At 66.6% G+C, this 13,929-nt stretch carries 9 protein-coding genes; 7 read left to right on the top strand and 2 right to left on the bottom strand.

What is annotated here, in order from left to right:
* Window positions 1-2: 2 nt before the first annotated feature.
* Window positions 3-1,397, top strand: coding sequence for a signal recognition particle protein (gene ffh / locus M5D76_RS06980; RefSeq protein WP_248922669.1), 1,395 nt, complete (start codon window positions 3-5; stop codon window positions 1,395-1,397).
* A 222-nt stretch (window positions 1,398-1,619) separates the two neighbouring features.
* Here ffh and M5D76_RS06975 read toward each other — a convergent pair whose 3' ends face one another.
* Window positions 1,620-3,218 carry a L,D-transpeptidase family protein gene (locus M5D76_RS06975; protein WP_248922668.1) on the bottom strand — a complete coding sequence of 533 codons (1,599 nt, stop codon included), beginning with the start codon at window positions 3,216-3,218 and terminating at the stop codon, window positions 1,620-1,622.
* A gap of 108 nt (window positions 3,219-3,326) precedes the next feature.
* Here M5D76_RS06975 and M5D76_RS06970 point away from each other — a divergent pair, with 108 nt between their 5' ends.
* Window positions 3,327-4,151, top strand: a complete 825-nt coding sequence (locus M5D76_RS06970) for a TrmH family RNA methyltransferase (RefSeq protein ID WP_248922667.1) — start codon at window positions 3,327-3,329, stop codon at window positions 4,149-4,151.
* A 55-nt stretch (window positions 4,152-4,206) separates the two neighbouring features.
* Here M5D76_RS06970 and ftsH read toward each other — a convergent pair whose 3' ends face one another.
* Window positions 4,207-6,108, bottom strand: a complete 1,902-nt coding sequence (gene ftsH / locus M5D76_RS06965) for an ATP-dependent zinc metalloprotease FtsH (RefSeq protein ID WP_248922666.1) — start codon at window positions 6,106-6,108, stop codon at window positions 4,207-4,209.
* A gap of 438 nt (window positions 6,109-6,546) precedes the next feature.
* On the opposite strand from ftsH, the gene ileS reads away from it, so the two are divergent.
* The 5 genes from ileS to M5D76_RS06940 all read left to right on the top strand — a co-directional run bounded on the left by ileS (window position 6,547) and on the right by M5D76_RS06940 (window position 13,880).
* A complete protein-coding gene (gene ileS, locus M5D76_RS06960; protein WP_248922665.1) occupies window positions 6,547-9,363 on the top strand; it encodes an isoleucine--tRNA ligase in 2,817 nt (938 codons plus the stop codon).
* Window positions 9,363-9,869 carry a signal peptidase II gene (lspA, locus tag M5D76_RS06955; RefSeq protein ID WP_248922664.1) on the top strand — a complete coding sequence of 169 codons (507 nt, stop codon included), beginning with the start codon at window positions 9,363-9,365 and terminating at the stop codon, window positions 9,867-9,869. The genes ileS and lspA overlap by 1 nt, the downstream gene beginning before the upstream one ends.
* A gap of 47 nt (window positions 9,870-9,916) precedes the next feature.
* Window positions 9,917-10,933, top strand: a complete 1,017-nt coding sequence (locus M5D76_RS06950) for an RluA family pseudouridine synthase (protein ID WP_248922663.1) — start codon at window positions 9,917-9,919, stop codon at window positions 10,931-10,933.
* A gap of 38 nt (window positions 10,934-10,971) precedes the next feature.
* Window positions 10,972-12,267, top strand: coding sequence for a glycosyltransferase family 2 protein (locus tag M5D76_RS06945; protein WP_248922662.1), 1,296 nt, complete (start codon window positions 10,972-10,974; stop codon window positions 12,265-12,267).
* Window positions 12,268-12,362: 95 nt separating this feature from the next.
* Window positions 12,363-13,880 carry an IMP dehydrogenase gene (locus M5D76_RS06940; protein WP_248922661.1) on the top strand — a complete coding sequence of 506 codons (1,518 nt, stop codon included), beginning with the start codon at window positions 12,363-12,365 and terminating at the stop codon, window positions 13,878-13,880.
* Window positions 13,881-13,929 lie beyond the last annotated feature (49 nt).

Raw genomic sequence — 13,929 nt, 5'->3', positions numbered from 1 at the left:
CAATGTTCAACAGTCTTTCCGACCGACTCGGGGCAACCTTCGACAAGCTCCGCGGCAAGGGCCGCCTCACCGAGGACGACATCAACCTCGCGATGCGCGAGATTCGCATGGCGCTCCTCGAGGCCGACGTCAACTATCGCGTCGTAAAGGGCTTCGTCGCGTCGTGCAAGGAGAAGTGCATGACCGCCGAGGTTCTCGAGTCGCTGACCCCGGCGCAGAACGTCGTCCGCATCGTTCTCGACGAGCTGACCGCTCTTCTCGGCACCACCGAGTCGAAGCTCGTGCTCGCCCAGAACCGCACGCCTAACGTCATCATGCTCGTGGGCCTTCAGGGCTCGGGTAAGACGACCGCGTCCGCGAAGCTCGCCTACCTGCTCAAGAACCAGGGCCACAGCCCGCTGCTGGCCGCCTGCGACGTCCACCGTCCCGCCGCTGCCGACCAGCTCGAGACCCTCGGCAGCGAAATCGGCGTCTCGGTCTTCCGTGGCGACGGCAAGGACGCCGTCGCCGTCGCGACGGGCGCCATCGACGAGGCCGTCGACCACCTCAACGACATCGTCATCGTCGATACCGCGGGCCGCCTGCAGATCGACGAGGAGATGATGCAGGAGGCCGTCGACGTCAAGAACGCCGTCAAGCCGGACCAGATCCTCATGGTCGTCGACGCGATGACCGGCCAGGACATCGTCAACGTCGTCAGCGAGTTCTCCGAGCGCGTCGACTTCGACGGCGTCATCATGTCGAAGCTCGACGGCGACGCCCGTGGCGGCGGCGCCCTGTCGGTGCGCGAGGTGACCGGCAAGCCCATCAAGTTCGTGTCGATGGGGGAGAAGCCCGACTCGCTCGAGGTGTTCCACCCCGACCGCATGGCCAAGCGCATCCTGGGCATGGGCGACGTCTACGGCATCATCGAGCAGGCGCAGAAGGCCGCCGAGGCCTCCGACATCGAGAACGCCGAGCGCATGCTGCGAGAGGGCTTCACGATGGACGACATGCTCGATCAGATGCAGCAGGTCCGCAAGATGGGCGGCCTCAAGAAGATGGTCGGCATGCTGCCCGGCGGCGACAAGATGCTCGAGCAGGCCGGCGGCGCCATGGACGACTCCCAGATCACGCGCATCGAGGCTATGATCCGCTCGATGACCAAGGAGGAGCGCCTCAAGCCCAAGAAGATCAACGGCCAGCGCAGGAAGCGCATCGCCAAGGGCTCCGGGCGCAGCGTCCAGGAGGTCAACCAGCTGCTCAAGCAGTGGGGCGAGATGAACAAGATGATGGGCAAGATGCGCCAGATGACCGCCGGCGGCGGCAACTCCAAGAAGGCCCGCCGCCAGATGCAGAACATGTTCAAGGGCATGGGCGGCATGGGCGGCTTCGGCGGGGGCAAGATGCCCTTCTAGGACAGACGTCCACAGAGGAATGCTCTTCGGGGTCGCTCGGCGCGCAGGCGCCCGGCGGCCCCGGTCTTTTGGCGCCAGGGCCCGCGGCCGCGCGGCGGGCGAGGGGCAGGCTCTTCTCGGCCTCTTGGGCCTGGGCGAGAAGAGCCAGGGGCCCGTCGCAGCTCGTGCGGCAGGCCCCTGGCGTGTGCGCCCGACAGTCGGGCGCGGGTTCGTTCGATTCGATTAGAGGTGGACGACGACGGGGTCTCCCACCTGCGTGATCTGGAAGAGCTCGGCCGCGGCGGCGGGCGGCAGGTTCACGCAGCCGTGGCTGCCGTTGGTGAGGTAGATCTCGCCGCCGAAGCTGTAGCGCCAGTCGGCGTCGTGGAAGGCGACGAGGTTCTCGTAGAAGGGCATCCAGTAGTCGACCTCGCTGATGTAGTCGGGCTCGCCGTCGTGGTTCTCGTCGAGGCCCTTGAGGGTCTTGTTGGTGCCCTTGTTGGAGTTGATGGCGTAGACGCCCACGGGCGTGCCGCGGCCCTCGGACTCGTCGCCGCTCACGAAGTCGCTCTCCCAGATGAGCGCGCCGCTCGCGTCGTACATGCGGGCGTGCTGCTCGGTCAGGTCGCAGTCGATGTAGCGGGCGCCCCAGTCGGCCCCGCCGGGGGCCCAGGCCGCGCCCTCGTTGAGCCAGGGGACGGCGACGGTCGCGGCGGTCTTGGAGCTGACGTTCTTGCCGAGGGTCTCGGCCAGGGCGTCGGAGTCGACGCTCCAGCCGTAGTTGCCGCCCTGGACGCTGACCTGCTTGCCGTCGGCGCGCTGGTAGGTGCGGGTGGTGCCCACGGTCTCGAGGCGCGGGGCGAGGTTGGACTCGACCCAGCCGGTGAGCTGGCTCGAGTCGAGGCTGACCGTGAGGTCGTCGGCGACCTTGACCCAGGGGGCGATGTCGGCGGCCCCGAGCGTCATGACCGTCTGGTTGTTCGCCGTGAGCGTCTGGGTCGCGGCGAGGTACGCGTTGGCGTCCTTGGCGGCCTGCGCAAGCTTGGGGTTGTCGGAGGTGATCTGGGGCTTCTGGACCGCGTCGTCGGTGAGGGTCAGCGTGGCGGCGTTGGCGGAGAGCGACTCCACGACCAGCTGCTCCACGCGCTTCTCGTCGAGCGCCGTGCCCAGGACCTCCTTCTTGACCTCGAAGGCGGAGCTGGCCTCGTCGAAGGCGACCGTGGCGTTCTCGCTCTTGGTGGCCGTCTTGTTGTGCGGCTCGACGGCGGCCTGGACGACCTTGGCGAGCTTCTCGGAGTTGTAGGAGGCGGGCGCCTCGATCTCAACGTTGCTGCCCGTGAAGATCGTGACGGGCCACGCCCACGGCGACACCTTGGACATCGCCTCGCGTGCGTAGTCGCCGTAGTTGACGGTCAGGTCGACGTCGGATGCCTTGATGGTGGCGTTCACGTTCTCCCCGGTGACGTCGAGGGAGTAGGTCTTCATGCGGTTCGCGTTCTCCTCGGCGAGGGCGGCGGTGCTCTTGAGCGAGACGTCGACGCCGTTGACCTTGGTGTTGGGCATGAAGACGCCGGACCACACGGCCACGCCGATGCCGTAGATCGCCACGAGGGCAACGAGCGCGATGATCAGGGGCTTGGGCACCTTGCGGCCCTTGCTGGGCTTCGCGCCCTTGTCCTCGGGGGCGCCCGAGAAGTGCGCGCCCTGCCCGTAGGCACGGGAGGCGGCGCTGCGCTTCGTCGTGCGGCCGGCGCCCGTCGGCTGGGTTGCGCTTGACTGCTGGGCCCCGATGACGCCGATCGGCATCTGGTCGCCCTTGTTGCTTCCAAGGTTGTCAGTCACGAAAGACCTCGATTTCTGGAACCGCGCCGTCGCGGTTGGTATCGTACGCATACAATCTTTGTAATTTTATCCTTGTGGAAGAGACCTATGCGATTGGCTGGCCACTAAATGACAATTTCACGTATTGACGATATTGATGACGAGCGTCTGGCGCCCTTCGCCCGGCTTACCGAGCGCCAGCTGAGAAACGTCCTGCACCCGGAGGAGTCCCTCGTCGTGTGCGAGTCGCTCTACGTGATCGCGCTCGTCGCGCGCCTCGGCCTTCCCCTGGTCTCGGTGCTCGTCGACGAGAGGCACCTCGACAACCTGCTCGAGAGCGCCCCGGAGATCTCCGGCCTCGACGTCGACGTCTACGTCGCGACCCGCGACGTCCTCAGCCAGATCACCGGCTTCGAGGTCACTCGTGGCTACCTAGCCTGCGTGAGGCGCCCGCCGGCGCGTAGCGTGGCCGACGTGCTCGCCGGCGCGAGTCGCGTCGCCGTCATCGAGGGCCTCACCAACGTCACCAACGTCGGCGCCCTCTTCCGCTCGGCCGCCGCGCTCGGCGTCGACGCGGTCCTGCTCTCGCCGGAGTGCGCCGACCCCCTGAGCCGCCGCTCGATCCGCGTCTCGATGGGGACCGTCTTCCAGGTCCCCTGGGCCGCCGTGGGGCGCCCCTGGCCCGAGTCCGCCTTCGACCTGCTCGGGGAGGGCGGCTTCACGACCGTGGGACTCGCCCTCGACGAGCGCGCCGTCTCGATCGCCGACCCCGCCCTCGCGAGCCGCGACAAGCTCGCCCTCTTCTTCGGGACCGAGGGGACGGGGCTCTCCGAGAAGGTCCTGGCCTCGGTCGACGAGACCGCCATCATCCCGATGTCGCACGGGGTCGACTCGCTCAACGTCGCGGCGTCCTCGGCCGTGGCGTTCTGGGAGCTCTTCGGCCGCCGCGCATAGAGAAGGCGCCCGACCTTGCGGCCGGGCGCCTCGCGCCTCCCTTGTGGGGGAGTGCCTACTCGGCGGGTTCCTGCTTGAACTTGGGCGCGAACCCGTCGTCGCGCGTGAGGATGTTCATGAACTCCTCGCCCGTGATGGTCTCCTTCTTCTGGAGGTAGTGGGCGATCTCGTGGAGCTTGAAGCGGTTCTCCGTGAGCGTCTTCATGGCCATCTGGCGGCCCTCCTCGACGATCGCGCGCACCTCGGCGTCGATCTGGGTGGCCGTCTCGTCGGAGCAGGTGAGCTCCGAGCCGCCGCCCAGGTAGCGGTTGCGCGTCTCGCCCAGGGCGACCATGCCGAAGCGCTCGGACATGCCGAGCTGCGTGACCATCGCACGGGCGATCTTGGTGGCGCGCTCGATGTCGTTGGCCGCGCCCGAGGTGACCTGGCCGAAGATCAGCTCCTCGGCGGCGCGCCCGCCGCACAGGACCGCTATCTGCTCCTTGTACTCCTCGCGCGTGGTGAGGTAGCGCTCGTCCTCCTCGGTCTGCATCGTGAAGCCGAGGGCGCCCGACGTGCGCGGCACGATGGTGATCTTCGAGACGGGGCGCCTGCCGTTCTGGACGGCCGCGACGATCGCGTGGCCGGTCTCGTGGTAGGCCACGACCTCCTTCTCGTGCTCGGAGAGGACCGTCGACTTCTTCTTCTCGCCCGCGATGACGACGTCGACCGACTCGGTGATGTCCTCCTGGGTCACGCGCGAGCGGCCGCAGCGCACGGCCCTCAGTGCGGCCTCGTTGATCATGTTGGCGAGGTCGGCGCCCGAGGCGCCCGGCGTCTGGCGCGCGATGGCGCCGAAGTCGACGCCCTCGACCATCTTCACGTCGCCGGCGTGCAGCTTGAGGATCGACTCGCGGCCCGCGAGGTCGGGAAGCTCGACCGGCACGCGACGGTCGAAGCGGCCGGGGCGCAGCAGCGCCACGTCGAGCGACTCGGGGCGGTTCGTGGCGCCGAGAACCACGATTCCCTTGTGGTTGTCGAAGCCGTCCATCTCGGTGAGCAGCTGGTTGAGCGTCTGCTCGCGCTCGTCGTTGGTGTTGAGCGACGTGTCGCGCCTCTTGCCGATGGTGTCAATCTCGTCGATGAAGACGATGCAGGGCGCCTTCTCGTTGGCCTGCTTGAACAGGTCGCGCACCTTGGCGGCGCCACGACCGACGAACATCTCGACGAACTCGGAGCCCGAGATCTGGAAGAAGGGCACGTTCGCCTCGCCGGCGACTGCCTTGGCGAGCAGGGTCTTGCCGGTGCCCGGCGGGCCGACGAGAAGAGCGCCCCTCGGGCACCTGGCGCCGATCGCGGCGTACTTCTCGGGATGCTCGAGGAAGCTCACGATCTCGGCCAGCGACTCCTTGGCCTCGTCCTGGCCGGCGACGTCCTTGAACGTCACGCCGGTCTCCTTGCCCTTGACCTCGCGCACGTTGGAGCGGCCGAGGCCGCCGCCCATGCCGAAGCCGCCGCCGAAGTTCATCGAGGGGGCGTCGTCGCCCATCTGCTTGCGCAGCCTCCGGTTGAGCAGCCAGCCTCCGCCGAAGATCAGCAGCAGGGGGATGCCGTACGAGATGAGCATGTAGAGCCAGAGGTTGCTGTTCTGGTCGGGGATCGTGGCCGAGAAGTCCACGTGCTTGTCCTGGAGCTTCTTGACCAGGTCGTCGTCGTTGGGGAACTGCGTCGTCTTGTAGGTCTTCTTGCTGTCCCCGTCGCCGGTGGTGAAGCGGATCTGGCTCGCGCCGGTGTCGAGCTGCACCTGCTTGACCTCACCCGAGTCGACCTTGCCGAGGAAGTCGCTGTAGCTGACCTCCTCGATCGCCCCGCTTGTGAGGCTGGGGTAGAGCACCGACCTGATTGCGAAGGCGGCCACGATCGCGACGATGACGTACACGATCATCGACTGACGCTTCTTCTTGTCGTCCATCTGCATCGAGCTGCACTCCTTGCGCTTGGCCCCAAAGGGGCGCGGCTAATGTGTTCCTGATACCCAAGTTGCGCGGATTTTGTCGCCGAGATTCACGCACTCGTCACATCTCTTGATGATATCGCTCATCGGCGCCTTTGGGTCCCTCTCGTGCTATCATGCCTTCTCGAAGCTGTGAAGGGGACAGTACCCGGGGCAGCGCGACCCAAAGCGAGCGGGGGAGGGTGAGAGCCCCGCGGGAGCGTCCCGGCGAACATCACCCCGGAGCTGCGGCCCGAACGCGCAAGCAAGTAGGCGTCGCCGGAGTGGCCGCCGACACAGGCCAGCCGAGTAAGGCGGACAATCCGCTCGCTGGGTGGTTACAAGCGAAGTGTTTTCGAAGGCGCTTCGTCCCAGCATGAGGGACGGGCGTCTTTTTTGATGCTCGCGACGAGAGGTGAGAGCGTGGCTAACAAGTACAAGCAGACCATGAACCTGCCCAAGACCGGGTTCCCCATGAGGGCCGGCCTCGCCCAGCACGAGCCCGAGAGGCTCAAGAGCTGGGAGGACAACGACGTCTACGGCCAGATGCTGAAGAAGAACGAGGGTCACGAGAAGTTCGTCCTCCACGACGGGCCCCCGTACGCCAACGGCCCGATCCATCTCGGCCACGCGCAGAACAAGATCTCGAAGGACATCATCAACCGCTACTGGTCCATGCGCGGCTACCATACGCCGTACGTCCCCGGCTGGGACTGCCACGGCCAGCCCATCGAGCACAAGGTCGAGGAGATGCTCGGCACGGCCAAGTTCAACGAGCTGCCGACCGCCAAGATCCGCGAGCTCTGCCGCAAGATGGCCGTCGAGCAGGTCGACACCCAGCGCCAGGGCTTCAAGCGCCTCGGCGTCCTGGCCGAGTGGGACAACCCCTACCTCACCTACGTCAACGACTACGACGCGACCGACGTCGAGATCTTCAAGGCGATCTACGACTCCGGCGCGATCTACCGCGGCCGCAAGCCGGTCCACTGGTGCAGCCACTGCCACACGGCCCTTTCCGAGGCCGAGATCGAGTACTCCGACGAGGTCTCGCCGGCCATCTTCGTGCGCTTCGAGATGACCACCGTGCCCGCCGGCCTCGAGGCCTACGAGGGCAGGCTCTGGGTCGACATCTGGACGACCACGCCCTGGACGCTCCCCGCTGACGACGCCGTCATCCTGCACCCCGAGGCCGACTACGTCGCCATCCTCGTCGACGGCCGCGCCGAGATCATGGCCAAGGCCCTCGTCGAGAAGAACTGCGAGAAGTTCGGCTACGGCGAGTGCGAGCTCGCGACCACGGCCTCCGGCGAGGTCTGGCACATGAGCGGCGTCGAGCTCTGCCACAACAAGTACAAGCAGCCGATCTTCGCCGACCAGGGTGAGGAGGGCGAGTTCATCTACGCCGACTACGTCACCCTCGAGGACGGCACCGGCATCGTCCACACCGCGCCCGGCCACGGCGTCGACGACTACAACGCCGGCATGAAGTTCGACATCCCCATCGTCATGCCCGTCGACGACAACGGCTGCTTCTACAAGGGCGAGGGCATCGGCACCGGCGGCCCGTGGGGCGGCATGGAGGTCAACGAGGCCAACCCCAAGATCATCGAGTGGCTCGACGAGCGCGGCACGCTGATCCTGCACGAGGACATCAACCACAGCTACCCGCACTGCTGGCGCTGCAAGAGGCCCGTCATCTTCCGCGCCACGAGCCAGTGGTTCGTCTCCATGGACAAGACCGGCCTGCGCGAGAAGGCCGCCGACGAGCTCTCCCGCGTCAACTTCTACCCGGCGCACGCCGTCAAGCGCATCGGCTCCATGGTCGAGGGCCGACCCGACTGGTGCATCTCGCGCCAGCGCAACTGGGGCGTGCCCATCCCGGCATTCACCTGCCAGGACTGCGGCGAGACCGTCATGAACGACGACACCCTCGACGCGACCATCGAGCTCTTCCGCGAGAAGGGCTCCGACGCCTGGTTCACCGACGACCCCAAGGAGTACCTGGGCGACGCCTGCGCCTGCCCCTCCTGCGGCAGCCACAACCTCAAGGCCAACAGCGACATCCTCGACGTCTGGTGGGACTCGGGCGTCTCGCACACCGCCGTCTGCAAGCACCGCGGCTACCTCAAGTTCCCGGCTGACGTCTACCTCGAGGGCTCCGACCAGCACCGCGGCTGGTTCATGAGCTCGCTCATGACCTCCGTCGGCGCCTACGGCGTCGCCCCCTACAAGGCCGTCATCTCCCAGGGCTTCACCCTCGACGGCAAGGGCCGCAAGATGAGCAAGTCGCTCGGCAACGTCATCGACCCCAACAAGGTCTGCGACAACCAGGGCGCCGACGTCCTCAGGCTCTGGCTCTCCTCGGTCGACACCTCCGTCGACGTCCCCTGCGACGACGACATCCTCAGCCACGTCGGCGACGCGTACCGCAAGATCCGCAACACCCTGCGCTTCCTGCTCGGCGAGATCGAGGACCAGTTCGACCCCGCGACCGACGCGCTTCCCTTCGAGGAGCTCGAGGCCTTCGACAAGCTCGCCCTCGCCCACATGTGCGAGGTGCACCGCATCGTCTCCGAGGCCTACTCCCAGTACCGCTTCAACGTGGTCTACCGCAACCTCTACGACTACGTGACCGAGCTCTCCAACGGCTACCTCAACGCCACCAAGGACCGCGTCTACTGCGGCGCCAAGGACTCCCACGGCCGCCGCTCCGCTCAGACCGTGTGGGCCCACGTGCTCGCCATGCTCGTCCATGACCTGCAGCCGATCCTCGTCTACACCACCGACGAGGTCATGTGCCACCTGCCCGCCTCCATGCGCGACGGCCAGGAGTTCGCGGCCCTGCTCGACTGGTACGAGGCGCCCGTCTCCGACGAGGCCTGCGCACCCTACCAGGCGGCCTACGACCTGCTGAACGAGGCCCGCGCCGCCTTCACCAAGGCCTACGAGGAGGTCAGCACCACCGGCTCGCTCGAGGAGAAGTCCTCCCAGGCGACCCGCGCCGAGCTGACGCTGCCCGCCGAGCACCTCGCTGCCCTCGCGGGCGACGAGCCGGTCAACCTCGCCGAGGTCTTCGTCTGCTCGAGCGTCTGCGTCCACGGCGGAGAAGAGCTCGCCTGCGAGGTCCTTCCCGCCACGGGGGAGAAGTGCCCCCGCTGCTGGAACTGGCGCGAGCTGGGTGAGGACGGCCTCTGCGACCGCTGCCACGACGCCGTGGCCGAGGCCGGGTGCGAGGACTAGTGAGTCACGTGGAAGCCGCCGCATCCGCACCGTCGCGCGGGACCCGCGTCTTCGCGTATTGGTCGGTCGTCGTCCTTGGCGTCCTGGTTGACCAGGCCGTCAAGGCGGCGGTCCGTGCCACGCTCCCGATCGGGCAGCGCGCGCCGCTCATTCCCGGCGTCATCGAGCTCTGCCACGTCGAGAACGCCGGCGCCGCATTCAGCCTCGGCCAGGGCGCTGGCGTCTTCTTCGTCCTCTTCGCCCTCGCGGTCCTCTTCGGCGTCCTTTTCGTCATCGGCCGCTACGAGCTGCCGCTTCCGCTCGTGTGCACCCTCTCGGCGGTGTCGGCCGGCGGCGTCGGCAACATGATCGACCGCATCGCGAGCGGCACCGTGACCGACTTCTTCGCCACGACCTTCGTGAGCTTCCCGGTCTTCAACGTGGCCGACATCCTCGTCACCTGCGGCGTCGTCGCGTCCCTCGCGCTCTACTTCGCCTGGGAGACGCGCCGCGCCCGCGAGCGCTAGAAGACCAGCGCGCGACCCGCCCACCCAAGGCAATGCAAAGGAGTCACATGTCGTCACGACTGGTCAGCGCCCTCGTCGGCCCGGACGCCGACGGGCAGAGGCTCGACGCTTTTCTCGCCCGCGTCGAGGGCATGCCGTCGAGAAGCGCGTGCGCCAAGCTCATCGAGGCCGGCGCCGTGACCATCAACTCCACGCTCGCGACCTCGAAGAGCGAGGCCGTGTGCCTGGGCGACCGCATCGAGGCGACCGTGCCCGAGGTTGAGGCCGAGGGCGGGCCGCTCGCGCCCAACCCCGAGATCGACCTCGACATCCGCTTCGAGGACGACCACCTCATCGTCCTGTCCAAGCAGGCCGGCCTCGTGTGCCACCCGAGCCCCGGCCACGTCGACGACACGCTCGCCAACGCGCTCGTCGCGCACTGCGGCTACGGCCACCTCGGCATGCTGCAGGGGGAGGACCGCCCCGGCATCGTGCACCGCCTCGACATGGACACCTCGGGCCTCATGGTCGCCGCCAAGGACGACGAGGTCCAGAAGGCGCTCCAGGACCTGATCAGGCTGCGCGTGCTCGACCGCCGCTACATCACGCTGGTCCACGGCTACGTCGCGCCCGACGAGGGCACGATCACGACCGGCATCGCCCGCTCCACGCGCGACCGCCTCAAGATGGCCGTCAGCGACGACCCCATGGCGCGCGAGGCCATCACGACCTTCCGCACGCTCGAGCGCTTCGAGGCCGGCCGCTTCGACGACGGCTTCTCCCTGCTCGAGTGCCACCTCTACACCGGGCGCACGCACCAGATCCGCGTCCACATGCGCCACATCGGCCACCCCTGCGTGGGCGACCAGCTCTACGGCCGCGGCGACGACCGCGCCAACCGGGGCCTGCGCCGGCAGTTCCTGCACTCCTGGTCGATCCGCTTCGACCACCCCATAACGGGAGAGTTGATAGAGCGCACCGATATTCTCCCTAGCGATTTGCGCGCTGTACTAGAATCGATGCAGGACGCCTCCATGGGACGCACCGAGGCAGGGGAGAAGATCTGCCCTCGGCTCGTGGGCTAGGCGGCCGCTTCAAGCACTACGGATGAGAGGTTGCGCACGTGGAATTCACCAAGATAGGGCTCACCCCGATCGTCATCTTCAACCTGATCGTGTGGCTCTTCTTCACGCTCTCGTACTTCTACCAGTTCGTCTACATCATCAGGGTCATCTTCAAGGGTGACGTGGTCCTGCCCAAGGCGAAGAAGAAGCACACCTATGCCTTCGTGATCGCGGCCCACAACGAGGAGCCGGTCATCGGCAACCTCGTCAAGTCCATCCTGACGCAGGACTACGACGGCGAGATCGACTGCTACGTCGTCGCCGACGCCTGCACCGACGACACTGCCGCCGAGGCCGAGCGTGCCGGCGCCATCACCTGGGAGCGCAACGACCTCGTGCGCAAGGGCAAGAGCTGGGTCCTCGACTACGCCTTCGACCGCATCCTCAACGAGACGGGCGACAAGTACGACGCCTTCTTCGTCATGGACGCCGACAACATCATCGCGCCGAACTACGTCGAGATCATGAACGACGCCTTCGACGCCGGCTACCTCGTCTGCACGAGCTACCGCAACTCCAAGAACTTCGACTCCAGCTGGATCAGCTCGGCCTACGCCCTCTGGTTCCTGCGCGAGGCCAAGTTCCTCAACAACGCCCGCATGATGCTGGGCACGAGCTGCGCCATCTCCGGCTCCGGCTGGATGGTCTCGTCGGCCATCATCCGCGGCATGCACGGCTGGAACTTCCACACCCTCACCGAAGACATCCAGTTCTCCAGCTTCTGCAACACCCACGGCATCCAGATCGGCTACGCGCCCGCCGAGTTCTTCGACGAGCAGCCCCTCACGTTCGCGGCGTCCTGGACGCAGCGCATGCGCTGGACCAAGGGCTTCTACCAGGTGTTCTTCTCCTACAACCGCAGCTTCATCCGCGGCATCGTGAAGGACAAGTCGTTCGCCTCGTACGACATGCTCATGACGGTTGCCCCCGGCATGATCCTGACGCTCCTCTCGGCGTTCGTGAACGCGGCGTACCTGATCATCGGCTCGCTCAGCCACGGCTTCATCGCGACCGAGGGCGAGCTCTCGATGTGCGTCGGCTCGCTGATCATGACCTTCGCGTCGATGTACGTGGTCTTCTTCCTGCTCGCCATCCTCACGACCGTGTCCGAGCGCAAGCACATCCACGCGAAGAAGAAGTGGCGCATCGTCACCAACTGCTTCACGTTCCCGATCTTCATGATGAGCTACATCCCCATCACGGTGGCCGCGCTCTTCAAGAGGGTCGAGTGGGTGCCCACCAAGCACGACATCGCGGTCAATTTTGACGAGGTTATGAGCGAGGGGTCCAAGTAGGCCCCGCCACGCCCGCGGTGGTACACTTGCCAACAATTTAACGGCCAGAAAAATGCGCCCCTTCGGGGGCGCGCGTATATGGATAGGAGACCTGCATGGCAACGTTCTTTGAGGGAGAGTCCCACACCTTCTCCGAGTACCTTCTCGTTCCCGGATATTCCTCGCATGAGAACATCCCGGCCAACGTCTCCCTCGAGACCCCGCTTGTCAAGTTCAAGCGCGGAGAAGAGCCTGCCATCAAGATGAACATCCCCATGGTCTCGGCGATCATGCAGGCCGTCTCCGGCCCGCGCCTGGCCATCGCCCTCGCGCAGCAGGGCGGCATCTCCTTCATCTACGGCTCGCAGACCCCCGAGCAGGAGGCCTCGATGGTCCGCGAGGTCAAGTCCTACAAGGCCGGCTTCGTCGTCTCCGACTCCACCCTCACGCCCGACATGACCCTGCAGGACGTGCTCGACCTGCGCGACCGCACGGGCCACACCACCATGCCCGTCACCGACAACGGCGACGCCCGCGGCAAGTTCTGCGGCATCGTCACCTCCCGCGACTACCGTGTCTCGCGCGACGACCGCAACAAGAAGGTCTCCGAGTTCATGACGCCGGCCGCCGAGTGCATCGTGGCCGACCCCTCGACCTCCCTCAAGGTCTGCAACGACATCATCTGGGAGCACAAGATCAACACCCTGCCGATCGTCGACGGCGAGGGCAACCTCTGCTCGCTCGTCTTCCGCAAGGACTACGACTCCCACAAGTCCCGCCCGGACGAGCTGCTTGACGAGCACAAGCGCTACATCGTCGGCGCGGGCATCAACACCCGCGACTACGCCGAGCGCGTGCCCCTGCTCGTCGACGCTGGCGCCGACGTCCTCTGCATCGACTCCTCCGAGGGCTTCTCCGAGTGGCAGAAGCTCACTCTCGAGTGGGTCCGCGAGCACTACGGCGACTCCGTAAAGGTCGGTGCGGGCAACGTCGTCGACGCCGAGGGCTTCCGCTTCCTGGCCGAGGCCGGCGCTGACTTCGTCAAGGTCGGCATCGGCGGCGGCTCCATCTGCATCACCCGCGAGCAGAAGGGCATCGGCCGCGGCCAGGCCTCCGCGCTCATCGACGTGTGCCGCGCTCGCGACGAGTACTTCGAGGAGACGGGCGTCTACGTGCCGGTCTGCTCCGACGGCGGCATCGTCTACGACTACCACATGACCCTCGCGCTCGCCATGGGCGCCGACTTCCTCATGCTCGGCCGCTACTTCGCGCGCTTCGACGAGTCGCCGACCCGTCGCCTCAACGTCAACGGCTCCTACGTGAAGGAGTACTGGGGCGAGGGCTCCGCGCGTGCCCGCAACTGGGCCCGCTACGACCTCGGCGGCCCCAAGAAGTCCCTCTCCTTCGTCGAGGGCGTCGACTCGTACGTCCCCTACGCCGGCCCGCTCAAGGACAACGTCGAGAACTCGCTCACCAAGGTCCGCTCCACGATGTGCAACTGTGGCGCGCTTGACCTCCCCGAGCTGCGCGACAAGGCCAAGATCACGCTCGTCTCGTCCACCTCGCTCGTCGAGGGCGGCGCGCACGACGTCATCCTGAAGGACTCCAACTCCGACGTGAACTTCCGCTCGTAGCGGGGTCCCTGACACACGCACGTAACGACGCCTGCCACCGCAGGCCCTA

Origin of the sequence: Olsenella intestinalis, assembly GCF_023276655.1 — a bacterium.
Taxonomy (GTDB): Bacteria; Actinomycetota; Coriobacteriia; order Coriobacteriales; family Atopobiaceae; genus Olsenella_J; species Olsenella_J intestinalis.
Note: the sequence above shows the minus strand (reverse complement) of the source record. Positions and strands in the feature narration are given on the sequence as shown.

What these genes read in the sequence shown, in the direction of transcription:
- ffh (WP_248922669.1), top strand. Translation starts at nt 3, where the DNA reads ATGTTCAACAGTCTTTCCGACCGACTCGGGGCAACCTTCGACAAGCTC.
- M5D76_RS06970 (WP_248922667.1), top strand. Translation starts at nt 3,327, where the DNA reads ATGACAATTTCACGTATTGACGATATTGATGACGAGCGTCTGGCGCCC.
- ftsH (WP_248922666.1), bottom strand. Translation starts at nt 6,108, where the DNA reads ATGCAGATGGACGACAAGAAGAAGCGTCAGTCGATGATCGTGTACGTC.
- M5D76_RS06950 (WP_248922663.1), top strand. Translation starts at nt 9,917, where the DNA reads ATGTCGTCACGACTGGTCAGCGCCCTCGTCGGCCCGGACGCCGACGGG.
- M5D76_RS06940 (WP_248922661.1), top strand. Translation starts at nt 12,363, where the DNA reads ATGGCAACGTTCTTTGAGGGAGAGTCCCACACCTTCTCCGAGTACCTT.